Source organism: Shewanella sp. MEBiC00475 (assembly GCF_005234075.1).
Taxonomy (GTDB): Bacteria; Pseudomonadota; Gammaproteobacteria; order Enterobacterales; family Shewanellaceae; genus Shewanella; species Shewanella polaris.
Genome location: NZ_CP039928.1, coordinates 3,328,202 through 3,351,138 on the forward strand (window position 1 = coordinate 3,328,202; position 22,937 = coordinate 3,351,138).

The 22,937-nt window shown below is 42.0% G+C and carries 22 protein-coding genes; 13 read left to right on the top strand and 9 right to left on the bottom strand.

Going from position 1 to position 22,937, the window contains the following annotated elements; all coding sequences use genetic code 11:
- Positions 1–4: 4 nt before the first annotated feature.
- The 3 genes from FCN25_RS14865 to FCN25_RS14875 form a co-directional block, all read right to left on the bottom strand.
- Positions 5–1,180 (bottom strand): aspartyl/asparaginyl beta-hydroxylase domain-containing protein, encoded by a 1,176-nt coding sequence (locus FCN25_RS14865; protein ID WP_137226086.1) that lies wholly within the window; start codon positions 1,178–1,180, stop codon positions 5–7.
- An 86-nt stretch (positions 1,181–1,266) separates the two neighbouring features.
- Positions 1,267–2,298 carry a sulfotransferase gene (locus tag FCN25_RS14870; RefSeq protein ID WP_137226087.1) on the bottom strand — a complete coding sequence of 344 codons (1,032 nt, stop codon included), beginning with the start codon at positions 2,296–2,298 and terminating at the stop codon, positions 1,267–1,269.
- Positions 2,299–2,356: 58 nt separating this feature from the next.
- A complete protein-coding gene (locus tag FCN25_RS14875; RefSeq protein WP_137226088.1) occupies positions 2,357–2,899 on the bottom strand; it encodes an isochorismatase family protein in 543 nt (180 codons plus the stop codon).
- Between the two features lie 132 nt (positions 2,900–3,031).
- Between FCN25_RS14875 and FCN25_RS14880 the strand changes: the two genes are divergently transcribed.
- From FCN25_RS14880 to FCN25_RS14930, 11 genes are all read left to right on the top strand, one after another.
- On the top strand, positions 3,032–4,069 hold the full coding sequence (locus FCN25_RS14880; RefSeq protein WP_137226089.1) for a DUF2235 domain-containing protein: 1,038 nt from the start codon (positions 3,032–3,034) through the stop codon (positions 4,067–4,069).
- 191 nt (positions 4,070–4,260) lie between these two features.
- Positions 4,261–5,049: a cobalamin-binding protein gene (locus tag FCN25_RS14885; protein ID WP_137227421.1), complete on the top strand. Its 789-nt coding sequence runs from the start codon at positions 4,261–4,263 to the stop codon at positions 5,047–5,049.
- Between the two features lie 628 nt (positions 5,050–5,677).
- Positions 5,678–5,926 (top strand): PspC domain-containing protein, encoded by a 249-nt coding sequence (locus FCN25_RS14890; protein WP_137226090.1) that lies wholly within the window; start codon positions 5,678–5,680, stop codon positions 5,924–5,926.
- Between the two features lie 659 nt (positions 5,927–6,585).
- On the top strand, positions 6,586–6,909 hold the full coding sequence (locus FCN25_RS14895) for a hypothetical protein (RefSeq protein WP_137226091.1): 324 nt from the start codon (positions 6,586–6,588) through the stop codon (positions 6,907–6,909).
- 363 nt (positions 6,910–7,272) lie between these two features.
- Positions 7,273–8,532, top strand: coding sequence for an efflux RND transporter periplasmic adaptor subunit (locus FCN25_RS14900; protein WP_137226092.1), 1,260 nt, complete (start codon positions 7,273–7,275; stop codon positions 8,530–8,532).
- Between the two features lie 65 nt (positions 8,533–8,597).
- On the top strand, positions 8,598–8,819 hold the full coding sequence (locus tag FCN25_RS14905; RefSeq protein ID WP_137226094.1) for a hypothetical protein: 222 nt from the start codon (positions 8,598–8,600) through the stop codon (positions 8,817–8,819).
- A gap of 174 nt (positions 8,820–8,993) precedes the next feature.
- Positions 8,994–9,692, top strand: a complete 699-nt coding sequence (locus FCN25_RS14910) for an ABC transporter ATP-binding protein (RefSeq protein ID WP_137226096.1) — start codon at positions 8,994–8,996, stop codon at positions 9,690–9,692.
- Positions 9,693–9,702: 10 nt separating this feature from the next.
- The gene (locus tag FCN25_RS14915; protein ID WP_137226098.1) at positions 9,703–11,016 is read left to right on the top strand and encodes an ABC transporter permease; all 1,314 of its coding nucleotides are present in this window, start codon (positions 9,703–9,705) and stop codon (positions 11,014–11,016) included.
- A gap of 29 nt (positions 11,017–11,045) precedes the next feature.
- Entirely contained in the window at positions 11,046–12,254 is a 1,209-nt protein-coding gene (locus FCN25_RS14920; RefSeq protein WP_137226100.1) for an FtsX-like permease family protein, read from the top strand.
- Positions 12,255–12,436: 182 nt separating this feature from the next.
- Entirely contained in the window at positions 12,437–13,870 is a 1,434-nt protein-coding gene (locus FCN25_RS14925; RefSeq protein ID WP_137226102.1) for a sigma-54 dependent transcriptional regulator, read from the top strand.
- Positions 13,870–15,216 carry a PAS domain-containing sensor histidine kinase gene (locus FCN25_RS14930; protein WP_137227422.1) on the top strand — a complete coding sequence of 449 codons (1,347 nt, stop codon included), beginning with the start codon at positions 13,870–13,872 and terminating at the stop codon, positions 15,214–15,216. Before FCN25_RS14925 ends, FCN25_RS14930 begins: the two co-directional genes overlap by 1 nt.
- Before the next feature lie 41 nt (positions 15,217–15,257).
- Here the strand turns inward: FCN25_RS14930 and FCN25_RS14935 are convergent, their stop codons facing one another.
- The 3 genes from FCN25_RS14935 to FCN25_RS14945 all read right to left on the bottom strand — a co-directional run bounded on the left by FCN25_RS14935 (position 15,258) and on the right by FCN25_RS14945 (position 17,570).
- A complete protein-coding gene (locus FCN25_RS14935) occupies positions 15,258–16,067 on the bottom strand; it encodes a DNA-binding domain-containing protein (RefSeq protein ID WP_137226104.1) in 810 nt (269 codons plus the stop codon).
- Between the two features lie 2 nt (positions 16,068–16,069).
- Positions 16,070–17,008: a DUF692 domain-containing protein gene (locus FCN25_RS14940; RefSeq protein WP_137226106.1), complete on the bottom strand. Its 939-nt coding sequence runs from the start codon at positions 17,006–17,008 to the stop codon at positions 16,070–16,072.
- A 103-nt stretch (positions 17,009–17,111) separates the two neighbouring features.
- Complete coding sequence (locus FCN25_RS14945) at positions 17,112–17,570, bottom strand: hypothetical protein (RefSeq protein ID WP_137226108.1); 459 nt, start codon at positions 17,568–17,570, stop codon at positions 17,112–17,114.
- A gap of 342 nt (positions 17,571–17,912) precedes the next feature.
- Here FCN25_RS14945 and FCN25_RS14950 point away from each other — a divergent pair, with 342 nt between their 5' ends.
- Complete coding sequence (locus FCN25_RS14950; protein ID WP_137226110.1) at positions 17,913–18,296, top strand: MAPEG family protein; 384 nt, start codon at positions 17,913–17,915, stop codon at positions 18,294–18,296.
- A 76-nt stretch (positions 18,297–18,372) separates the two neighbouring features.
- Here the strand turns inward: FCN25_RS14950 and FCN25_RS14955 are convergent, their stop codons facing one another.
- On the bottom strand, positions 18,373–18,618 hold the full coding sequence (locus FCN25_RS14955; protein ID WP_254693657.1) for a hypothetical protein: 246 nt from the start codon (positions 18,616–18,618) through the stop codon (positions 18,373–18,375).
- 268 nt (positions 18,619–18,886) lie between these two features.
- Between FCN25_RS14955 and FCN25_RS14960 the strand changes: the two genes are divergently transcribed.
- Positions 18,887–19,495 carry a uracil-DNA glycosylase family protein gene (locus FCN25_RS14960; protein WP_137226112.1) on the top strand — a complete coding sequence of 203 codons (609 nt, stop codon included), beginning with the start codon at positions 18,887–18,889 and terminating at the stop codon, positions 19,493–19,495.
- Positions 19,496–19,505: 10 nt separating this feature from the next.
- Here the strand turns inward: FCN25_RS14960 and FCN25_RS14965 are convergent, their stop codons facing one another.
- Together FCN25_RS14965 and glnD are read right to left on the bottom strand one after the other, a co-directional pair.
- The gene (locus FCN25_RS14965; RefSeq protein WP_137226114.1) at positions 19,506–20,015 is read right to left on the bottom strand and encodes a YcxB family protein; all 510 of its coding nucleotides are present in this window, start codon (positions 20,013–20,015) and stop codon (positions 19,506–19,508) included.
- Positions 20,016–20,265: 250 nt separating this feature from the next.
- Positions 20,266–22,911, bottom strand: coding sequence for a [protein-PII] uridylyltransferase (gene glnD, locus FCN25_RS14970; RefSeq protein WP_137226116.1), 2,646 nt, complete (start codon positions 22,909–22,911; stop codon positions 20,266–20,268).
- Between the last annotated feature and the right edge of the window lie 26 nt (positions 22,912–22,937).

Sequence of the window (22,937 nt, forward strand, 5' to 3'; positions counted from 1 at the left end):
TACACTAGCTGACTTTACCGTGACATGCCTTATAGCGCTCGCCACTGCCGCAGGGGCAAGGACTATTGCGTGATGGCGGTGCAGCAATAGTGCGAGCGGTATTTGTAGCGGTTGGTTTTGGTACTATTGATGTTGCTGATGCAGATTTTACCGATGCTAAGTTTGCTCTTTCTGGTGGTTTTTGTGGCAAAGTAAGAGCTTGTTTGCGCGTTGCCAATTGTTCACTAAGTTCAACATTAATACACGCCACTATAATCAATTGCTCAAATGCTTTTACCGCCGAACCAGAATGGGTCAGTTGCAGTGATTTAGCGCACTGTACAGCCTTTATCATAGTTTGTTCACGTAACGCATGGTAATGCGGCCAACCTGCTTTAGTGCATTCATATTGCAGCCATAACACCCGCCAATCGGCAACAAATTCTGCTACTAATAACGAAAATGCATTCACATCTGCAACCTGATTTACGGGGTTGTGTTTTACTTCAGCTAACAGCTCATTGGTTAAGTATTCAACCTCAGCGACAGGCATGATCACTGGGGCATTAAATTGCTCAGTGATGAAGGTTGCCGGTGAGTCTGGGTTAAAATCGACGAACTGACTGTTTAATGTTGTTGATTGATCATCTGCTATTGAACGCGAGTCATGAAATACCGTTTGCCAAAACTGGCTGGAACCCGCTAAATCAACGACTAAATGAACACGGTATTGGTTGCTGTTGTTCTCCACTTTGTGAAGCTTCCACGAGTCGAAAATCCAACATTCGCCAGCGCCCATATGCACTTGTTTGTCATGACAAAAAAACTGCACTTGTTCAGTGGTGGTAATGGGAATATGTACTCGAACCCGTTTATACCAATGATAATTAATGTCTGAATGCAGTGGCACTTGTGCACCTGGCGCTAAGCGCATTAATCTTGATCGGCTGAGTACCTCACCAAATGAGGCGAGTATTTGCTTTATGTAAGGGCTTTTTGCTAACGCCGTAGTGGGCTGCATAGGCCCTTTAAAGTCATTGTTAAACTCGCCATTGACCGAGATTAACGGAATAGCCGAATTACCCTGAAAACCTTCATGATGAGTCACCCAATCTGATTCGGTAAATTGCTCGATCTCTTTGGCTAATAGACCGACATCAAAGCTAAAAGGTAACTGATAAAACTCATGGGGTAACTTCATAATTTGGCTCTCTGTAATACGGCGCTTAACGTTATGATTTTCTACACAGGGTATTTTTACCCGTTATGCTGGTTATTTACAAATGGCTAACGCAACTGGCCATGGCATTGCTTAAATCGTTTGCCAGACCCACAAGGGCAGGGACTGTTACGAGATACATTTTGCTCGCTTGGCGTAGCTAACACTTTCTTTGCTGCTTCGGGGGGCTGTGCTTCTGGTTCAGCAATGTCGTGTAGCTGCCATTGAGTGTCATATATTGGATGACCGTGTTCGCATAAATGATGATTGATTTTGTTCAATGTTGTAGCAGTACTTGGCCAAATTTTAGCGATGTCATGGTAGTTTTCGAGCCACTTATTGGGTTTGGGTGTCGATATGGTGTAGCGAGAATACGCTAATGGCTTACTGCATAATTGTGCTAAAGTAGGGTCAAAATCAGTATCGGTAAATTGGCATAGTTGCTTAACGGTTTTTGCAGGATCTGCAATTAATTGATCATAGGACACCATGCACCAGCGGTTGCTGTCGATTTTTTGCAATGAATCCATAATCGCTTCATTAGCGGCTTGCCATTGAAACGCGGCAATAGACTGTAACGGCTGACGATTAAGCTGTTGCCATTTTTCTGGTAGCAGTAGCGACCAATTACGTTTATCCCATCCCGGTAGACTTGGATAAGTGACAAATTTATTCGACCGCCACGCTTGCATAATACTGCTGATATTTTCTTTGGGCTCCCTCACTAAATAGATAAATAAAGCGTCGGGAAACAGCGCATTAAAAAAGTCGACCCGCAAACTGTTTTTTGGCGTTTTTTCTAAAAAACGTATGCTAGCAGCACCATCTTCACTGGGTTTGTTACCTTGATTATCTTGCAGTGCATCGCTAAAGCGTAGCAGTAATTGCTGACGTAAATCGTCATCAATATCCTGCTCGGTTAACGCATTAGAACTAAATTGTCGGTAGGCAATATTCAGTTTAGGTATGGTTTCAATTAGCGCATGGCTTTCACCGCCAATAGTGAATATTGACTGACTTTTTGATAAGACCTCGAATAACAGGGTACTGCCTGAACGAGGCGCGGATAAAATAATAATGGGCCGATCAAATTGATGCATAGCGGTATGATGTTATTGTTATATTTTTTAACATCATACCCACACCGTTATCATATGGCTACTTTATCAATTTCAGTAGAACCTTAAAGCGATCGCCTTGAGCAACATGTTGAAGTTCAAACAGTAGTGATTCAACATTAGTGAGTTTGGCGCCATCATTTAGCATCATCTGCACCCCAAGTACTTTGTTGTCTACACCTCTGGATGAAACTGCATCGGCAACCAAATGCACTTGATAATCGTTGGCCAATAAATCTTGGCAAGTTTGGTAAACGCAAACATGAGTTTCGATACCTGCAAGAATGACATTGCTACGGTTTAAGACTTTAAGTTGTTGTTTTGCTTCCTCACAATGCCAGCCGCTAAAATGTTCTTTAGCGATGGGTTTGGATGTTTGCGATAAGAGTTGTGAGAGTTCGTCGCTGGTATGGCCTAATTTGTTGGGTAATTGTTCTAACCAAATAATCGGAATATCAAATAGTTGTGCACCCTGAATTAATACCGCAAGTTTTTGGTGTAATTGGGCTGATTGCTGCATTACTTGGGCGAGTTTACCTTGCACGTCGACAATCATTAATACACTTTGCTCTGCTGTTATCATGTTCAGTACCCCAATCTATTTAAGTGAACTGTCGAGTATTGGTTATTTTTACCGTGGTGCAAATAAGCATTTAGTCTATTATGACTATGTAAATGGTGATGAAATGTTCAACAAAGATTGTCAGGGATTGATATGAATAAACGAATTGTTATCTGTGCCGATGGAACCTGGAATCGTCCCGAGAAAGATCTTGAAAAAGATCATGCCACTAATGTGCTTAAACTCGCCAGAGCCATCAAACCCATTGCCGATGATGGTGTACCACAACAAGTGTTTTACGATTGGGGAATTGGTTCATCCCACGATGCTATTATTGGCGGTATAACGGGACGAGGGCTGAATAAAAACATTATGGATGCCTATCGTTATATTGTGCAAAACTACTCAGCGGGAGATGAAATTTATCTGTTTGGTTTTAGCCGCGGAGCCTATACCGTGCGCTGTTTGTGTGGCCTAATCAATAATTGCGGTATTGTTACCCGTCCTGACGCCAAGCTAATTCAACATGCCTTTGAACATTATAAAATGAAAACTAAACCTTTTAGCCCAGAGGGGGAGCGATCGGTGCAGTTTCGTCAGCAACATTCACATCCATCGCGTGAAGTGGAATTTGTGGGTGTATGGGACACAGTAGGCGCAATGGGTATACCGCTTTCATTTTTAGGCATGTTTGAAGATAAAGATGAATTTTACGACACTAAACTAGGCCGAAATGTCAAAGTAGCGCGCCATGCTCTGGCGTTAGATGAACACCGCAGTGATTTTGAACCCACCATTTGGGCGCCTCGTACCAGCATAGACATTCAGCAGGTATGGTTTGTTGGTGCTCACAGCAATATTGGTGGTAGCGTTGCCCCCAATGATGATGGCAGCACCTTGTCTGATATTGCGTTGCAGTGGATGATAAGCCAAGCGCGAGCGGTTAACTTAACGGTCGAGTTACACTTATCCGATGCCTTGTTACCTAATCCAATGGCAGATATTCAAGATTCATATCGCAGTTTTTATCGGGTTAAAAAACGATTTATACGCGAGCTAGATCCAGAGCAAGTGCCGATATTATTACACCAATCGGTAAAAACTCGTTGGCTGAATGACAGTAATTATCGACCGAAAAATTTAGTAAATTACATTGATAACCATGGTTGGCCCGATAAACTGGTGCAATAGGCTGTGTTAACACCATCATTAAATAACGAGTGCTAGCAACCACTAATAGCAACCACCATTAGTCACCACTATTACTAACGATTATTAAAAAAATTTTGATTAAGGAAAGCATTTTGCTACGTACATTGTTATCGCTCATCACAGTGATTGGACTCTCGTCTATATCACTCGTTTTACCTGCGGCTGAATCGATGGCTTCAGATGATTTACAAGGTAAGCCGCCAGCGAAACGGATTATTGCTTTATCGCCTCATGGGGTTGAAATGCTGTTTGCGATTGGTGCAGGCAGCTCAATTATTGCCACCACCGATTATGCCGATTACCCTGCAGCAGCTAAGAATATTCCGAGTATCGGCGGCTATTATGGTATCCAAATAGAGCGAGTGATTGAGCTAAATCCTGATTTAATTGTGGTGTGGCAAAGCGGCAATAAAATGGAAGATATTAATCAATTACGTGATTTAGGTTTTAACCTGTTTAATAGCGACCCTAAGCGCTTAGTTGATGTCGCCACGGATCTTGAACAATTAGGCAAGCTCACCGGACATTTTGTTAAGGCCAAGCAAGTTGCAGATGATTATCGTCAGCAATTAGCTGAGATTAAACAGCAAAACCAAGCTAAGCCAGTGGTAAAAGTTTTTTATCAATTATGGTCAACGCCACTGATGACAGTTGCTAAAGGCAGTTGGATCCAAAACCTTATTGAAGTGTGCCATGGTGAAAATGTGTTTTATAACGCAGCAAGTGAGTACCCACAAATTAGCATCGAAAATGTGTTACTAACCAGCGCAGAAGTGATTTTACAAAGCCAAGATGAAGGTAATATTTTAGGGATCAACTGGGCTGAATGGCCTGAGTTACCCGCGGTAAAAAACCAGCATATATATCAGTTTGATGCCGATTTACTTCATCGGGCAACCCCAAGGGCTATCTTAGGCGTTAATGCGGTTTGTGGTGCGTTGGATAAAGTACGAGGATAGACTATTGAACTGGTGCGTTTGGCCTGTTTTTTTATGGCCTGCGGCCACTAACGTCGTGGCGCTTCGCCTACACCAGACCAAGAGGAAACCAACGGCTGTTCCCTCTTGGAACTCCCAGCCGCCCCGCAACATTTTCAAACAGCGAAAAGGTCGCCATGGGGATTGATCCAGCTTTTGACTTTATTGGGTAACTGCCTCAGTCTTATTCGAAAATGCTAACGCTTCCGATGGTACATCCTGTACCGCGAAAGCTAAGCTCACATCCATGTGAGCTTCACGCTATTTTCTTCAACGGCCTCAGGTTCAGAGTTGAATCAATCCCTTTACAAGCAAGGCATATTACTCGTTTTCCTCATTCCGAGTTAGCAAGGTGTATAAGGGGAAAGGCAATAACCGAGCAAAGAAAAAGATGAAATACAATAAACCCCACCTCAAAAGGTGTAATCAGAACAGTCAATTAGCCGAAATTTTGTAAAAAAAACTACCGTAAAAAAGCAAATTCCTATAGCATCATATGATGAATAAAAAAGTTACCGATGTGACATCGGCCTAGCACTACAAATGATTTAAACTCTGCCAACATTTCAAGGCATGAATACTAAAACGTTAACAGCCAATTGGAGGTGACATGGAAAGTCTAGATAATATAAAAGTGCTAACTCGTGGCGAATCCGCAACTATTGCTGGAGTTTGCTCGGGTATTGCAGAGTATTATCATTTACGAAAAAACAGCATCAGGTTAGCATTTTTGTTAACTAGCCTATTTTTTGCCATTCCAGTATTCGCTTATGTTGTTTTGTGGTTAGTGTTACCTAAATACCCGACGACAGATGCTATGGCTCGAGACTTAAAGCGAAAGAAACGACAACGAAAATAAGGTTAGAGAGATTTAAGAGAGTTAGTGGCGTCAGAGTAAACTTTTATAAAAAGTAAATTGAAACACTGACTTTTTAAACGCTTCTGTCCATAAATGACTTAGACGTCTTGCTTGAAAATGTACAAATTCAACCCTGAAATTGAGGCCGTTGAAGAAAATAGCGTGAGTCCAGACATGGATGTCTGGCTAGCTTTCGAGGGGAAGGGACGCCCCATCGGAAGCGTTAGCATTTTTGAATAAGGCCGAGGCAGGATTCAAATACGGTTTAAAGCTGGATAAACTTCCGTTGCAATTTTTTCGCTGCTGTTGTTTGGTTAAATAGCGAAAATGTTGCCGGAACGGCAGGGGTGATCCAAGAGGGGATTGCTGTTGATCCCCTTTTGGCCCGTGCAGGGTGGAACCTTGCGATCTTAAGCGTTAGTGGCCGCAGGCCATATCTTAAACCAACGTTTGTCTAAAAAACGAGTTGGCATCAGCTTACGAATGTATAAATTCAGCTTTGAACTTGAGGCCGTTGAAGAAAATGCTTATAGCATCATGTTAAGTAAAAGTTACGTAAAAATGTATATATGGTATCGACCAAGTCCAATAAGTGATTTACACTTTTAAAACCGCGCACAGATAAATACTAAAACATTATTTTTTATGGGTATTTGATAATGGATATGACTCAAAAAGAAGTTGCAGTTGTTAAAGCTGCCATTAAATCACGAAACAAAAGTAAACTGTTCCAGCCAGTGTTATTCGCTATTTTGGTCGGTATGTTATTGGCTATGCTTTTTGGCTCGTTGTCTGGTGATGAGTTTACCTATGTGGTAATCCCATTGGTTTTTCTGACCATTTTGTTACCACAATTAGGTGGTTCGCCAAAATATAATGAGCTAGTCGATATACTTGAAAAACAATTACCGCAAAACGACACAATGGAAAGCATTTTGTCTCAAGAGTTAAATAAAATACAAGCTAATCAAAAAGCCAAATAACTGTAGTTTTTGGAGATGCTTGTTTTAGCTATTTGTCATTTACTTATTTTTGGCGTCAAACCAGGTTGAACGGGTTTCTTAGTAAAGTAAATCAGTATCCCTCTATCTATTTTTAACATTTCGATTAAGTCGCTCTTATCACACCTATTTCAAACTCTCTTTAAAAGTGTCCGCTCGGACACTTTCTCAATAACCGGACAGTTTTTAACGCTGTCCGCGGACACTTTTCGGGTGTTCGGTTATCTTTTGAAATCATTATCATCATGAAAAATAACAATAAATAACTATTGGCATGGCTTGTGCTTTATCTTGGTATAAATGTAAAGAGGTGGGTGCGGTCAGCGCGTTACTTAAGGACCTGAGATGATTAAAGACACAAGTAGCCAAGATACCGTTATTGCGCCTAAGTTAGGTCGTAAATTGCGCTTACCCTTGATGATAGGTTGCGGTGCCATATTGATGAGCGCGTTGGTGTGGGCGAGTTTAAGTCATGACAGTAATCAACGTTCGGTTGATGGTGCCGACTTACGTTTGGCAACCTTAACCCGTGGCACTTTGGTTCGAGATATTGCCACTACCGGTAAAATTGTGGCGGCCAATGCGCCTATTTTATATAGCACGGAAGAAGGTGTGGTGACGCTATTAAGTCAGCCAGGTGATGAAGTTGAACTTGGGCAAGTGGTAGCCAAGATTGAAAGCCCACGTTTACAAAGTGAATTGCAACAACAGCAGTCGTTGCTTGAAGGCATGCAAGGAAATTTAGAACGAGCCAAGTTAGATGCCCGCCGAGAGCAATTGCGCGTTAGCCAGGTTTTAGACATGGCGAAAGTGGATTTAGAAGCCGCTGATCGTGAAAGTCGTCGTGGCGATCAACTGATTGAGTCCAGTTTGATCAGCATAATCGATTATGAAAAAAGCAAAGATGATTTACATAAAGCCAAATTATTGCATAAGCATGCCCAACAAGAAGTTGAGCTTATGCGCGACACCCTCAGTTTTGAAATTAAAAACCGTACTCTTGAAGTACAACGCCAAGCTTTAGTCGTAAGAGAGTTAACCCGTCAAGCCAATGCCTTGAGCATTATCGCACCCGTTAGCGGCATTATTGGTAACTGGCTGGTGGAACAAAAAGCCCGTATTGCCGCCAGTCAGCCAATATTAACTGTGGTCGATTTAAGTGCCTTTGAGGCCGAGTTAGCTGTGCCAGAGTCTTATGCCGATGAGCTGGGATTAGGGATGGATGTCGAGTTGAGTTTTGGCAACGTGAATGTGGTTGGCCAGTTGTCGTCAATTTCACCTGAAGTCCGCAATCGTGAAGTGACCGCCCGAGTGCGTTTTGCTGACAGTAACACTTTATCGTTACGCCAAAATCAGCGTTTGTCTGCCCGAGTATTACTGGAAAACAGACCCAATGTATTGATAGTGAAACGTGGTGATTTTCTCAATATGGGCGGCGAAGTAGCGTATCAAGTGAATGACGCTGTCGCTCATAAAAAAGCCGTTAAATTGGGCGCACGCAGTATGAGCCAAGTTGAAGTGATAGACGGTGGTGAAGCTGGTGACGTATGGGTGATATCCGGTACCGAAACCTTTAAAAATGATCCAACAATTCAAATCCGATAAATAAATCGATAGCTAAATCAATAACTAAGAAAATAACCAAACATTTAACTGAGTAAGGACATTCTATGACTTTTATTCAACGTAGACAGCTTATCGCGCTAGGCGCGTTATTTATTCTCGCGATGGCTGTGAGTTATCGCATTGATAATCAGACCGATTGGTTATCGGTCAGTTTGCAATTAATTGATATAAGCAGCCAAGTATCGACTCGGTTAAGTGACATCAATCCGACTGTTAGTTTGCATATTGATATTAGCGACATGCTCAAGATTAAGCTGCTGTTTTAGCTGTATTAATGACAACAAAAAAGTATTAAACAGCACAGCATTTAATAACACAGCATTTAACAATAAATTATTTTACACGACCGTATTTAGCAAAGCCGTATTCATATTAGCAGAATTTACATTCCCAGCCTTAAGCACCGGAATGCGACAACCGAATTAACCTAGGAAGCCATTATGTTATCCATGAAAAATATCAGTAAAGTATTCAAAACTGACTTAGTTGAAACCCATGCGCTACGCGACTTTAACCTTGAAGTGAGTGAAGGCGAGTTTGTCGCGGTTACGGGACCGTCTGGTTCAGGTAAAACCACCTTTTTGAATATTGCGGGTTTGCTCGAAGGCTTTACCTCTGGTGAGTTCAGCCTTGATGGCGTCAATGTGTCGAATTTAAGTGACAACAAAAGCGCTAAAGTCCGCAATGAAAAAATTGGCTTTATTTTTCAGGGATTCAACCTTATTCCCGACCTTAACTTGGCCGAAAATGTTGAAGTGCCATTGCGTTATCGCGGTATGAATGCCAGTGAGCGTAAGCGCCGAGTCGAGTCAGCATTAGAACAGGTCGGCCTAGGTGCACGGATGAAGCATTTACCGACGCAATTGTCTGGCGGACAGCAGCAACGTGTCGCCATTGCGCGTGCATTAGCAGGCGAGCCACGGTTTTTATTAGCCGATGAACCTACCGGTAACTTAGACAGTTTAATGGCGCGCCAAGTGATGGAATTACTTGAAAATATCAATCAAAAGGGCACCACCATTATTATGGTGACCCACGACCCTGAATTAGCTCGTCGGGCCCAGCGCAATATTCAAATTGTTGATGGTCAAGTATGTGATTTTTCGATGTACCAACCTGCTGCTACCGGCACTCGCTAAGGGGAACACTATGTTTTTTTACTATTGCGATTTAGCGTGGCGAAGTATCCGAAAAACGCCGATGTTATCGATGTTAATGGTGTTAGCAATTTCGATTGGGATCGGCATTACTATCACTACGCTCAATGTTTATAAAACCATGTCTTATAACCCAGCAGGTGATCGCAGTGAGGTGATTAATTCAGTGCAGTTGTGGAGCCAAGGTTTAGATACCTGGGATGAGTTTAGTTCAAGCATTACTTACATTGATGCAATGAATTTACGCAACAACAGTGATTTGGGGTTAAAAGCGGCGTCTTATCGTATCGGCTTAGCCATGCAGTCTGATGACCCTAAAATAGAACCTGTGTTAAACAGTGTTCGGGTCACCGACAGAGACTTTTTTCGGATTTTTTCGGTGCCATTTCTTTATGGTAGTTACTGGGATGCCAGTGTTGATTTACGACCAGCCTATCAAGTGGTGATTAGTCAAAAATTAAACTTACGCTTTTTTGAAGGTAAAAACAGCGTAGGTAAAACACTGTTTTTAGACCGCAAACCTTACCAAATTGTTGGAGTGATTGAAGACTGGAATCCGCAACCTAAATACTACGACCCACTTAATGGTGCCTTTAATGATGCTGAAGAAATATTCATTCCGTTCTCGTTAACAGGCCAAGAAGAATTTGATGTGTGGGGTAACACCAGTGGTTGGAAGTTCGAAACCATGCTGACGTATAACGACAGATTAACATCTGAAAAAGTGTGGATTCAATTTTGGACTGAACTTAACACCGATGAGCAGAAACAAAGCTTTTTAGGCTGGTTAACACGTTATGCTGAGCAACAACGAACCATAGGTCGTTTTACCGATACAGCCAAAACACCTGCTGAGTTAGTGCAAATTAGCGACATTGATAAATGGCTTGAAGACAACAATGTGGTACCCAAAGACAACAAGATTCTTGTCGGTTTAAGCTTGCTGTTTTTAAGCGTGTGCTTGGTCAATATTCTTGGGCTTTTACTCACCAAGTTTTTAAAACGCGCACCTGAAGTGGGTGTTCGCCGTGCTATTGGCGCTAGCCGAGGACAAATTTTTAGCCAGTACATGGTCGAGGTAGGCATGATTGGCTTTTTTGGTGGTGTGATTGGTTTGCTATGGGCTTGGGGGTCGTTAGCTGCGCTAAACGCCTATTTTAGTGTCGACCAGAATGTAACAGGGCTTGATGCCAGTATGTGGTTTATTACTCCCATCATTGCTATTTCTACCGCGGTATTAGCAGGCATATATCCAGCATGGGTAGTGTGCCGAACTAAACCTAGCGTGTATTTAAAAGCCCAATAACTCCAGTTAAGGTTAAAAAGGACATTGCCATGTTACATATTAAACCGATTTTATCCAGTTTAATGCGCAGTAAAAGTGCGCCTATTCTATTGTTATTACAAATTATTCTATCTGTTGCGATTGTGGCTAATGCCAGCTTTATCATTAATGAACGTTTGTCATTAATGCAACGAGAGTCGGGCTATGCCGAAGACCAAATACTCACCTTTAACGTGTATAACTTTGATCCCGCTATCGACAACATGAAACAAAACCAAGTCGACCAGCAAATTTTGCGTTCGCTGCCCAATGTCATCGATGCCAGTTATAGCAATATGCTGCCATTAAGCGACAGTGGTTGGATGGATCGTTATGTGGACAGCCCTGATGAGGATGCGGCCAAAAGTACCCCTGGTTTTGCCTTTTATTTAGGTAACGAGCATTTATTGAATGTGATGGGCGCTAAACTCATTGCTGGGCGCAACTTTACCGCCGATGAAATTAATACCAGCCTAGATGATAGCGGCATGCTGGCATTAGTGTCGCAACCCTTGGCCAAAGCCTTTTGGGGCGATGAGTCGCCATTAGGGAAAACCGTATATCAAGGTGAGCAAGCGGTGACCATTATAGGCGTAGTTGATAAGCTGCAAGGTGCTTGGGTTGACCACGAAAACTTTGAATATAGCGTGATTCAAAATATCGATTTTGGTGGCAGTAGCAGTAATAAATCATACATGGTGCGGGCATTGCCTGAACATATTTCTGGGTTAGAAGAAGTCATTCGTAAAGCCTTGCATGCAGAAAATCCAAATCGTGTTGTGGAGAATTTTCAAACACTCACCTCGATTAAAAACCTAACCTACAGTAACCACCGTTTAATGGCGACTGTGTTGAGTATTATGGTGGTGTTATTGCTGTTAATTACTGCATTGGGATTAACCGGTATGGTGATGTTTAATATTCAACGTCGCACCAAACAAATAGGCACTCGTCGTGCGCTAGGTGCCAATAAGCGTGACATCATTCAATACTTTATGGTCGAAAACTACTTGATATGTATTGTGGGTGGCGTGATTGGCGGCATGTTGGCATTAGTGCTCGGTCAACAATTAATGTCACTGTATAGCTTGCCTATGGTGCCAGTGATTTATCCGATTGTGTCTGTTATTGGTTTGCTGGTTGTGACAACGCTAGCGGTAATAGTGCCAGCGACTAAAGCGGCTAATATTTCACCTGCTATGGCCACCCGCAGTGTGTAATCTGCTTAAATGCGGCGTTAGCGCTTAACAATAGTGTGACAATGACGACTTCTGTCATGCTATTGTTAATTTTATTTTTGTCAGTAAATGTTCATTGTATAAATAAACTTTTGTTAGTAAATGTTTATTGTGTAAACATATTTTTGTATAGCAATAACCTAATTGGATTCAAATATACTCTAATGGATAATATTTTAATTGTTGATGACAACCATGCCATTTGCCAAGCGCTAGCGTTAATGATTGAGCTGCATGATTATCATGCTATTTTTTGTCATTCACCCGAAGCGGCAATTGATATTGTCACTAACAAAGAGATCAGCTTAGTTATCCAAGACATGAACTTTAGCCGTGACACTACATCGGGAGAGGAGGGCAAGCAGCTGTTTTATGCGTTACGTCAGTTGCAGCCCAATCTACCAATTATTTTGATGACGGCTTGGACTCAATTAGAAACGGCTGTCGAGTTGGTTAAAGCGGGTGCGGCCGATTACATGGGTAAACCGTGGGACGACGCTAAGTTGCTCAACAGTATTAGTAACTTATTGTCTATCTATCGACTTTCTCAACAAAATAGCCAGTTAAACCGTATTCACAGTGATCGCATGTCAGCCATTAATGGCGCCGACTTATGCGGCTTAGTGTTTGGTAGCGGCGCCATGCAGCGCTGTGTCGATTTAGCGTTGCAAGTTGCCCGTTCTGACGTATCTGTGATGATCACGGGGCCCAATGGCGCAGGTAAAGACAAAATCGCCGACATTTTGCAGGCCAACTCGCCATTAAAAGACCAACCGTTTATTAAGGTTAACATTGGCGCTCTACCAATGGATTTATTAGAAGCCGAACTGTTTGGCGCAGAAGCAGGTGCATTCACTGGCGCCAACAAGACCCGTATGGGTCGTTTTGAAGCCGCCGACGGTGGCACATTATTTTTAGATGAAATTGGCAATTTGCCATTGTCTGGCCAAGTAAAGTTATTGCGCGTGCTGCAAACGGGTGAATTTGAACGTTTAGGCAGCCATCAAACCCGCAAAGTGAATGTGCGAGTCATTAGCGCAACCAATGCCGATTTAGCTGATGACATTGCCCATGGGCGTTTTCGTGAAGATTTATTCTATCGTTTGAATGTGATTGAACTGACCATACCGCCGTTAAATCAGCGCCAAGACGATATTTTACCGTTAGTGAAGCATTTTATTGGTGACAGCTTTAGCCTAGATAAAACCACCCAGCTGGCATTGGTTAATCATTGTTGGTCGGGTAACGTGCGCGAATTAGAAAATGCCTGTAAACGGGCGGTGCTTCTAACTCAATCCACCCAACTGAGCATTAATGATTTTGGTTTAATGACGTTAGGGGGTGTAACCGATAAACCCGTGCAGATAATGGCTCAACCTCAAACCCAAGATCAATCTCAACATCAGCCTAAAACCTTGCCAGACTCCGAAGACTCCGAAGACACCGTTGTCACATTTGAGCCCGATAAGCTTCAAATAGAGCAAGCACTGACTCAATACAATGGCGTGATTGCCAGAGTCGCAAAATCGTTTGGGTTAAGCCGACAAGCCTTATATCGGCGTATGGAAAAATACGGTATCCGAGATAGCAAATCATGATGTTGTCACTGCGCACTAAATTGTTATTAGGCACCATGTTGAGTTGCCTTGTCGGGGCTATGGCAGGGGCTGTTGTCTGGTTTACATTGGGCGCAGAAAATTTATGGTTGGCTATTATCGTGATGTTGGCTGTATGTTATTTTTTCAGTATGTGGCTAACAAGGCGATTGAGTGAAAGCCTGCAAGCGCTTGAAATTGGCTTGCTGAATTTTAAAGATAACGATTTTAGTGTGTCGCTGCATCCCTACGGTGAGCCACAGCTTGATAGATTAGTGAGTTTATACAACCAAGCATCGGCAAAACTGCGCAGTGAGCGCCAGTTTATTTATCAGCGGGAGTTAATGCTCGATAAGGTGATTCAAAACACGCCTAACGTTATGCTATTAATTGATGATTCCGAGCGGGTAATTTACGCCAATAGCGCTGCGCGGCATTTGTTTAATCAGGGTGTCAAAATAGAAGGCATGTTGTTACCAGATCTTGTGGTGATGTTACCCGATGCGCTAAAATCTGCGTTAAGCAGTGAGCAAGAAGGGCTGTTTTCGATGGGGAGCAGCGATAGCGTTGGTGGTGATCTTGATAATGCTGATAGTAGCGACGTTGAAACTTGGCATATCTCTCGGGGGCGTTTTACTCAAAATAATCAGCAGCACCACTTAATTCTGCTTAAACAACTCACCAAAGAACTTAATCGCCAAGAAGTCGCGGTCTGGAAAAAAGTGATTCGAATTATTAGTCATGAGCTTAATAACTCGGTCGCGCCCATCGCATCTATGGTCAACTCTGGTAAGTTTTTAACCCAGCACCTAGACAACAGCAAGCTGCATTTGATTTTTGATACCATCGAAAATCGCACCACACACCTGAGTCAGTTTATCTCTCATTATGCCCAGTTTGCTAAGTTGCCGCTGCCACAAAAAAACTTGATTGATTGGGCTAAGATGACCCAACAGCTAGCGCAGCAATACCCATTTAAATTGTTATCACCTTTACCGGTTAATCCAATCAAGCTCGATGCAGTGCAATTAGAACAAGTCTTTATCAATCTGCTTAAAAATGCCCATGAGTCAGGCGCGGCGGCAGACACAGTGTCGTTAATGTTTGAGGACGTGACTCATCCAGTTAACGGGTTATTCGTTAAAGTAGAAGATCAAGGTAGCGGGATGTCTAGCGAAGTATTGTCGCAAGCCTTGTTACCGTTTTATTCAACTAAACAATCGGGTACCGGGATAGGTTTGCCATTATGTCGTGAGATTATTGAAGCTCATGGTGGCCGTATTAGTATGCAAAACCGCCCACAAGGCGGCTTAAGCGTCAAAGTCTGGTTGCCTTCGCTAGAAGCTTAATCTCTACTAGAAGCCTGGCCCATTTACTCTTTCACGGCATGTTAACTGCTAACGACTGAACGAATTAAGCCGCGTTGAAACCAGGTTTGCATCGTTTGCAATACCATCAGTGGCGCAGATTGCTCGTCGTGCCATTGCAACATTTGTTCGCACTGGGTGGCAAAGTTGTTGCCCTGAATAAACCCAAGTAATAAGGCATGTTGTTCTGTCGTTAATGATACAAATTCTGTTAACCGCGACTCTCCCCTCCATAATAACCACGCTCTAGGCGATTCATAGTCCGGTGCAGGTGGTGCTGTGTCTATTTTCAATGCTTGCCAAGCTTCGACTGCATTACTGTTGCAAGTGAATATTTGTACGCTGGGATGAAAGCGTAAACAGCAATTGGGCCATAATTCAGGTGAAATGGCCTGTAAGTCATTAAAGCTTGCACGGGCACAATCTGCTGCATCAAATGCATTGAGTAACCGGCGCTCGAATCGTGCTAAATCGGCAATAATCGGATGTTGTTTAAAAAACGCGTCTTGTTGTAAAAATTCCGGTAAACCATCACAAAACTGGCGCAGTGACTTATTGTTTGATGGAAATTGACGGGTATAGTCGGCCGCCATTTTATCGAATAAATCGTCACCTAAATACAACCCCAGCAGCTGGTGGTCGGTTTCAATGGTTTCTTTTAATCGAATTCGGTAAGCGTTGGCATAAATTTGTAGGCGATCATCGGCGCTGATCCCCGCTTGTTCAGACACATTCGCTTTCATCACCGACTGAATGTGTCCGTGTTGTGTATCCGAACCATCTGACAGTAAATACTGCATAAATTGCTGTTGAATCTCAGCTAAACGACTCATGTTTATGCCCTGACTTTTTGCGGTGAAGCGTGATTAGCGCTGATAAACTTGCCTAAGTCATCAAGTGAACGTGTGCCAAATTGTGAGCGTGCTAGGGCTGGGTCATCGGGTAGCGTTAACTGGGCAATGTGTTTCGCTTCGAGTAATTCATTATATAACGCGGGGAACTCAGGAATATTCGCGTCACGTTCAATCATGGTGCTAACAGCGCCAAAGCGCTCTAGTGCAGCTTGGTAAAGTGTCCAAACCGAAGGCGGCACGTCATGGTCGTGGGTATCAATGACATAATCACCAAAGTCGCTATGACCCGCTAAATGAAATTGTTGTACTCGGCGAGGGTCGATTTTTTTAAGGTAATCCAACGGATTAAAATGATGATTACGGGCGCTGACATAAATGTTATTAATGTCGAGTAATATCAAGCAATCTGCAGCTTCTGCCACTTGGCTTAAAAAATCCCATTCATCCATGGTCGAGTCTTGATATGACAAATAACTCGATACGTTTTCTAGCAGAATTCGTCTACCTAAAAAGTCCTGCACAATACGCACTCGCTCAGCGACATGGTTAACGGTTTCTTCGGTATAAGGCAGTGGCAGTAAGTCATGGCTATTGACGCCGTGAATTGAGGTCCAGCAAATATGATCAGATATCCATTTAGGTTGAATGTCGTTATTGAGCTTTTTAAGGGCTTTTAAGTAATCCATGTCTAAAGGATCGGTACTGCCTATCGACATCGATACGCCATGCATTACTACAGGATATTGTTCGGCAATGGCTTCTAAATAATATCGGGGTTTACCGCCAGCGACTAAGTAGTTTTCAGATAGCACTTCAAACCAGTCAATATCTGGCTGGTGCTGTAAAATATGTTCAAAATGGTCAGTACGTAAGCCTAAACCAAATCCAAGAAAGTCTTCTGTAATACGTGTATTTGGCATGGTGTACCTTGTTATTGCGAACAAATTGGTAATGAATAAAAAGGCTGATGACGTTCAAGTCACAGAGTGAGAAAGCCATCAACCTTATGAGTTTTATTGATTACTAGCTAACGTTACCGCCAATGTCACCACAAGATTTAGCTGTAGTGTTCACAAAGCCAGTGCCTTTACAGCTTGCCATTCCGCCACAAGCATTATCAGCACCTTTACAATCGTTATGGCCTTTACAGATGTTAACGCCGTAACAATGTACTAGGTCTGCTTTAGTGACTTTACCAACCCAATCATCTTTTTGCGTGCCGCCCACATCAGCACAAGCTTTTGATGGCATGCCAACAAAACCTGTTCCTTTACAGCTCGCTTGACCGCCACAGGCATTGTCAGCTGTTTTACAATCGTTATGGCCTTTACAGGTATTAACGCCGTAACAATGAACTAAATCTGTTTCGCCAGCAGTCATAGGTGCTGTACTTGTTTCGGCCGCCATTGCCTGACCTGATAAACTGGCCATAGCTAATGCGAGTGCTGCGCCTGTTAGGCTAGTTTGTGCTTTGGTATTCATGATGTATTCCTTACAATGTTGATTATTATTTTTACTGCTTATTCTTGTTACTCGTCACAAGATTGATTTGCTGCAGCTATCACACTTGTTAGGAGTTATTAGTATTGACCGTGGTGGGGCTCAATATCTTTCAACATAAAGTGTAGTCTAGTCACTAAAATGTTGTATAAGTGTTAACTTACAATTGATTTATAAGACGAAAGAAATGAATAAGTAAGATAAATAAAATGATGTCAGTTGAGTTAACTAGGGCGTTCAAGCGATGAGGGTTAACTGGCTATTTATCGTTTTTCGATAATCAAAGTTCAGGTTAAACACGATAAAAAAATATAAGGAAAAATTATGCAGACAATACTTGTTTGTTTATTCATCGCAGTATTGTTGCCTTATGCGGCGAAAGTACCCGTCGCGGTGGCAATGGCAAAATTGGGTCGATATGACAATAATCACCCGCGAGCACAGCAAGGGCAATTAACCGGATTTGGTGCACGTGCAGTGGCTGGACATCAAAATGCATTTGAGTCATTAATTGTATTTGGGATTGCAGTATTAACGGCGTTAGTGACTAACAATGTTACCGATGTTGTCGCGCTTTTAGCCATAGTGCATGTGGTCGCGAGAGTAGTTTATCATGTCATGTATTTATTAAATTACGGCACATTGCGTTCGTTGTCTTGGTTTGTGGCTATAGGGGCATCGCTAGGGATTTTTTGCCAAGCGTTTTAATTCCGTTTCTACTTCAAATAAAAAAAACGCCTTAATGGCGTTTTTTTTATTTGAAATCAATTACGTTATTGTTGCATTAATCTAGGCTAGTAATACGTTGATAACCCATTTCAGTTAATTGGTCGTTAACGCAATCCAATAAAAATGAGCCGACTTCGCTTTCTGGTAATTGATCTTCTACCGCGATTTGCTGACAGGCTTGTTTTAATGATGCGACATCCTTCTCAGGGGCTTGCGGTAGGGCAGATGCTGTAAAACTAACTACCGAAGCACTGGCCAGTAATGTTGCAAATGTAATGCGGGTGATAATAGTTGATGGCATGGTTGTTCCTTCTTGGGAGAACTTTGTTATTTTGACTAGTTAGTTGGACAAATATTACTTTAGCTTAGTTCCGTTAGATAGAGTTATTAGTAGTATTTTTATCATTTAGTCACAGATATCAAGTGGAATATTAGTGTTGTAAAGTAAGGTGCTTTCCTGTTCTGCCGAGTATTTTTTCTTATGAATACAATATAACTAAATTGATAAGATTGTTTGTGATTGTCACTCATTTACCCGCTTAATGTGGTTTGTATAAAAAGGTAAAACGATGCAAGATTTTGACTCTTTACTCACCCAAGTTAGAAATTGCCAAATTTGCGCTGCAGAATTAGTTGATGGTGTGCGGCCCATTGTGCAAATTGATCCTCAAGCAAAGATATTAATTATCGGCCAGGCGCCTGGACGTAAAGTGCATATGTCGGGGATACCGTTTGACGATGCCAGTGGTGACAGGTTGCGACAGTGGTTAGGTGTCACAAGAGAGGTTTTCTACGATGCCAAACAAGTGGCTATAATGCCGATGGGTTTTTGTTTTCCTGGTAGTTATCAAGCCGGCGCAGTAGGTACTAAAAAGGGTAAATCGGGTGATTTACCGCCAAGGAAAGAATGCGCACCTAAATGGCATAACTTGTTGTTACAGCAGTTAGTTAACGTAGAGTTGGTGTTACTGGTGGGGCAATATGCACAACAATATTATTTACCTAATAAACCTAAAACATTAACCGAAACGGTGCATCAATGGCATACGTTTGGGCCGCGCTTTATTCCCCTGCCACATCCCAGCCCGCTTAATAATATTTGGCTTAGTCGTAATCGCTGGTTTGAAACCGAATTACTCAGTGATATTCAACAACGAGTGGCTGCTGCGTTAGCGTAACGATAACGCATTATTGTTTTATGTGTTGCTGATTTATAAAATCGATAGCGCTATGCGTTAAACAACGTTTAGATAAATAAGTGGTGGTTTTTTGTAACTGGAGTAAAAATCCGCTATCGGTTTCGGTGATGCGATAAACATCAGTCCACAAAATATGTTGATTAACATGGAGTGATTGGCTGTTGATACCCTTATCATCAATGGTCAGCTTTACCTCTTCACCTGCCGCTTTACTCATCATTTGACGCCATAACCACCACGTTTTGTTAAAGCGAATGCTTAAAAATTCAACCACAGACAGGCCAATGAAAAAGTAGCCTAGGTAATAGGTTTCTTGAGTGCTTATTGCCGCTTGGCTTATTGAATCAATTAATAAAATAACTAAACCAATCAGCGCAAAAATGGCCGTTTTAATAAACCGTTTTGCTGATGGGGTAGGGTTGATGGATTGCTGATAACATTCTTCAAAATATGATTTGTTGAGTACATATTCGGCAGTATAACGAAAGGCTTGTGACATGATGACCTAATTAACAACAATTGATGGGCATGATTATCGCATAGTCATTAGTTTGCTCAAAGTATGCTAATTATTGTTACACCTCGCTACCAACAGTGTCGGTCCTTGGTGTCATTGTATCTCAGCAGTGTCGTGAGTATGCTGTAAATGGCTATATCAAATACTTTTATCAGAAGCGTGGGGTAAATATATGGCGCGTTATTGTTATCAACAACGCGCCATATTAATGGCTATTTTTAAACACCAAATATCAGTCTATGTTGATGGTTTGCATTAACGCATCTGTAAGCTGTTGTTGTTGTTCTGGGGTTAATTGCTGATTGTCTTGGTTCGATAATGAAAACACATTGTCTGCTCGTTCACCGACGGTACTTATGGTGGCCGAATGAATATGCAATTCTAATTCCCTAAAAATATTGGCAATTTGTTCCATAAATTCACTGGTGTCTAGGGCGGATACATTGACTAAACTACGAGTCGATTTTCGTGAATGTAAAAATTCGATACTGGGTTGATTATCAAAGCTTTGATGACGCCTAGACTGACGTTTTTTAGGTAAGCTAATGCCTTTATCCAGTACTTGATGCAATTTATTGATCACTTGTTTACGACGTTGCGCACTGATGATAGGTTTTTCGTCAAAATCGAGCACTTTGAATGACTCAACCACATAACCATCTTTAGTTCGGGCAATTTGTGCCTGTTTTACCGAAATGCGCAGAGCCGCTAAGGTATTAAATAATTTAACAAATAAGCCTGGGCGATCTTTAGTATACACAAACACATCACTGCAACCCTTTACCACAGCATCATCAAGTAAAATGAGAGTGTTGTATTGATTATCGGTTACTGGTGCAAGATCATGGTTAATCATTGCTTGAGTATATCTGGCGATATCATCGGTATCGGCATTACTAAAGAAGGCTATGGGTAATCGTCGCCATAAGGTTTTAATGGCTGTTGTGGTATCGACATCTGCGTGTAACAGATTAAGTGCTTCTTGTTTATGTTCGCGGACAATGGTGCGAATTTGCAGCATATTTTCGAGGCCATTGCGAAGTGCTTTGCGGGTAATAAAATATAAATCTTTTAACAGTGATGCCTTCCAGTCATTCCAAAGATCATCATTGGTTGCTTGAATATCGGCAATGGTTAAGCAATACAAGGCATCTAAACGGGCTAAGGTTCCGACTTTTTTAGCAAAAGTATCAATCACTTCAGGATCGTTAATGTCCATACGTTGTGACGTCATGGACATTAGTAGGTGATGCTCTACCAACCAGCAGATGAGGTGTTCTTGTGACACTTTCAGTCCATGAAACTTGGCAAATAAACTGGCATCGACAGCCCCTAGTTCACTGTGGTCGCCACCGCGACCTTTAGCTAAATCATGAAATAATGCCGCAAATAACAGTGTCGATTTGTTAAACATTTTTTGATAGATGTCAGCAGCTAATGCCAAGTCTTTATTTAAGGTTTTAATGTCTTTACCGTAGGTGTAAATATTTTTTAGCACCTTGTGGGTGTGTTCATCAACGGTATAAGCATGAAATAAATCAAATTGCATCTGGCCAACCACTTCACGCCATTGCGGTAAATAAGACGCTAAAATACCGTGTTGGTGCATTAAGGTAATGGCGAGTCCCATGCCTTGAGGATGCATAAATATTGCTTTAAATTGTTCGCGACAACGCTGAAAGTCTTGCAAGTCTCCCATTAAGCGACGTCTTACTTGACGCAGTGATCGTAAGGTTTCTGCGGTAATACCGACTATTTTGTCGTGGTGTATCGCGATAAGTTCAAATAACGCCATAATTTGAGTGCGATCAATAAACACGGTTTCGTCACGAACATGGATGTATTTATCGACAATTTCAAAGTTTTCATTTAACTCAATGATGTTGGGGTTGAGCTGTGGAATAATTTCACGATGGAAATAGGCCATTAAAATTTTGTTTAATTCACTAATACGTTTCATGGCGCGAAACAATTGGCGCATCATTTTTTCGATGGATATATTGCCGCTTTCACCGATGGGCATACCATCACCAAAGCCCATTAATTTAGCCACTTCAGCTTGATATTGGAGTAATAAACGATTTTCTGATCGTTGAGCTGCTTGATGTAAGGCAAACCGAACTCGAAATAAAAAGTGTTGGCATTCCATTAACTCAGCGTATTCGTCATTGGTTAAAAAACCAAAACGTCGCAGAGATTGCATGCTGGCGACGCCGAAATGCTTACGGGCAACCCAAGTAAGGGTTTGTATATCGCGCATACCACCGGGGCTAGTTTTAAGGTTAGGTTCAATACTATAGGAGGTGTCTTGTGCTTTAGCGTGGCGTTCTTGTTGTTCGCTGAGTTTGGCATTAAAAAATGCCTGGCTTTGCCATAAATCTTGACCGTAAAGGGCGTTTAATACTTGTTGTTGGTGCTGATTATTACCAAATAAATGCCGAATTTCCAATAAGCTGGTCGCAATGGTTACATCGTCTTTGCATGCTTGGAATGTGTCATCCATACTGCGCACAGCATGACCTAAATCTAGGTTAAGATCCCACAGATGGGTGAGGAACTGACTCACTGAATTAGCTTCGGTAGGCGTTAAAGGCCCATCATGAATAATGCAGATGTCGATGTCGGAGAAGGGATGTAAAGTTTGTCGACCGTAACCTCCAACAGCATTAAGTGAGATGCGATCAGGATCTAATTCGAAAGGTTGCCAAAGTTGGCATAATAACTCATCGAAAAAGTGAGATCGCTTATTCAAAGTGTCGTTAATTGCACTTTGAAAAATGTTATCTTGTAAAAATTGATCCAGTGACTTAATCGCCTGTTTTAGCTCTGCGGTGGTCATGTCTGGGCGCAAAACTGTACTAGCAGGTTGCGAAAGCATGTTACTCCTTGTTGATGTGCCTTTTA

Excerpts from the sequence above, each read along its gene's own strand:
- FCN25_RS14865 (WP_137226086.1), bottom strand. The coding sequence starts at position 1,180 with ATGAAGTTACCCCATGAGTTTTATCAGTTACCTTTTAGCTTTGATGTC.
- FCN25_RS14870 (WP_137226087.1), bottom strand. The coding sequence starts at position 2,298 with ATGCATCAATTTGATCGGCCCATTATTATTTTATCCGCGCCTCGTTCA.
- FCN25_RS14875 (WP_137226088.1), bottom strand. The coding sequence starts at position 2,899 with ATGATAACAGCAGAGCAAAGTGTATTAATGATTGTCGACGTGCAAGGT.
- FCN25_RS14880 (WP_137226089.1), top strand. The coding sequence starts at position 3,032 with ATGAATAAACGAATTGTTATCTGTGCCGATGGAACCTGGAATCGTCCC.
- FCN25_RS14885 (WP_137227421.1), top strand. The coding sequence starts at position 4,261 with ATGGCTTCAGATGATTTACAAGGTAAGCCGCCAGCGAAACGGATTATT.
- FCN25_RS14890 (WP_137226090.1), top strand. The coding sequence starts at position 5,678 with ATGGAAAGTCTAGATAATATAAAAGTGCTAACTCGTGGCGAATCCGCA.
- FCN25_RS14895 (WP_137226091.1), top strand. The coding sequence starts at position 6,586 with ATGGATATGACTCAAAAAGAAGTTGCAGTTGTTAAAGCTGCCATTAAA.
- FCN25_RS14900 (WP_137226092.1), top strand. The coding sequence starts at position 7,273 with ATGATTAAAGACACAAGTAGCCAAGATACCGTTATTGCGCCTAAGTTA.
- FCN25_RS14905 (WP_137226094.1), top strand. The coding sequence starts at position 8,598 with ATGACTTTTATTCAACGTAGACAGCTTATCGCGCTAGGCGCGTTATTT.
- FCN25_RS14910 (WP_137226096.1), top strand. The coding sequence starts at position 8,994 with ATGTTATCCATGAAAAATATCAGTAAAGTATTCAAAACTGACTTAGTT.
- FCN25_RS14915 (WP_137226098.1), top strand. The coding sequence starts at position 9,703 with ATGTTTTTTTACTATTGCGATTTAGCGTGGCGAAGTATCCGAAAAACG.
- FCN25_RS14920 (WP_137226100.1), top strand. The coding sequence starts at position 11,046 with ATGTTACATATTAAACCGATTTTATCCAGTTTAATGCGCAGTAAAAGT.
- FCN25_RS14925 (WP_137226102.1), top strand. The coding sequence starts at position 12,437 with ATGGATAATATTTTAATTGTTGATGACAACCATGCCATTTGCCAAGCG.
- FCN25_RS14930 (WP_137227422.1), top strand. The coding sequence starts at position 13,870 with ATGTTGTCACTGCGCACTAAATTGTTATTAGGCACCATGTTGAGTTGC.
- FCN25_RS14935 (WP_137226104.1), bottom strand. The coding sequence starts at position 16,067 with ATGAGTCGTTTAGCTGAGATTCAACAGCAATTTATGCAGTATTTACTG.
- FCN25_RS14940 (WP_137226106.1), bottom strand. The coding sequence starts at position 17,008 with ATGCCAAATACACGTATTACAGAAGACTTTCTTGGATTTGGTTTAGGC.
- FCN25_RS14945 (WP_137226108.1), bottom strand. The coding sequence starts at position 17,570 with ATGAATACCAAAGCACAAACTAGCCTAACAGGCGCAGCACTCGCATTA.
- FCN25_RS14950 (WP_137226110.1), top strand. The coding sequence starts at position 17,913 with ATGCAGACAATACTTGTTTGTTTATTCATCGCAGTATTGTTGCCTTAT.
- FCN25_RS14955 (WP_254693657.1), bottom strand. The coding sequence starts at position 18,618 with ATGCCATCAACTATTATCACCCGCATTACATTTGCAACATTACTGGCC.
- FCN25_RS14960 (WP_137226112.1), top strand. The coding sequence starts at position 18,887 with ATGCAAGATTTTGACTCTTTACTCACCCAAGTTAGAAATTGCCAAATT.
- FCN25_RS14965 (WP_137226114.1), bottom strand. The coding sequence starts at position 20,015 with ATGTCACAAGCCTTTCGTTATACTGCCGAATATGTACTCAACAAATCA.
- glnD (WP_137226116.1), bottom strand. The coding sequence starts at position 22,911 with ATGCTTTCGCAACCTGCTAGTACAGTTTTGCGCCCAGACATGACCACC.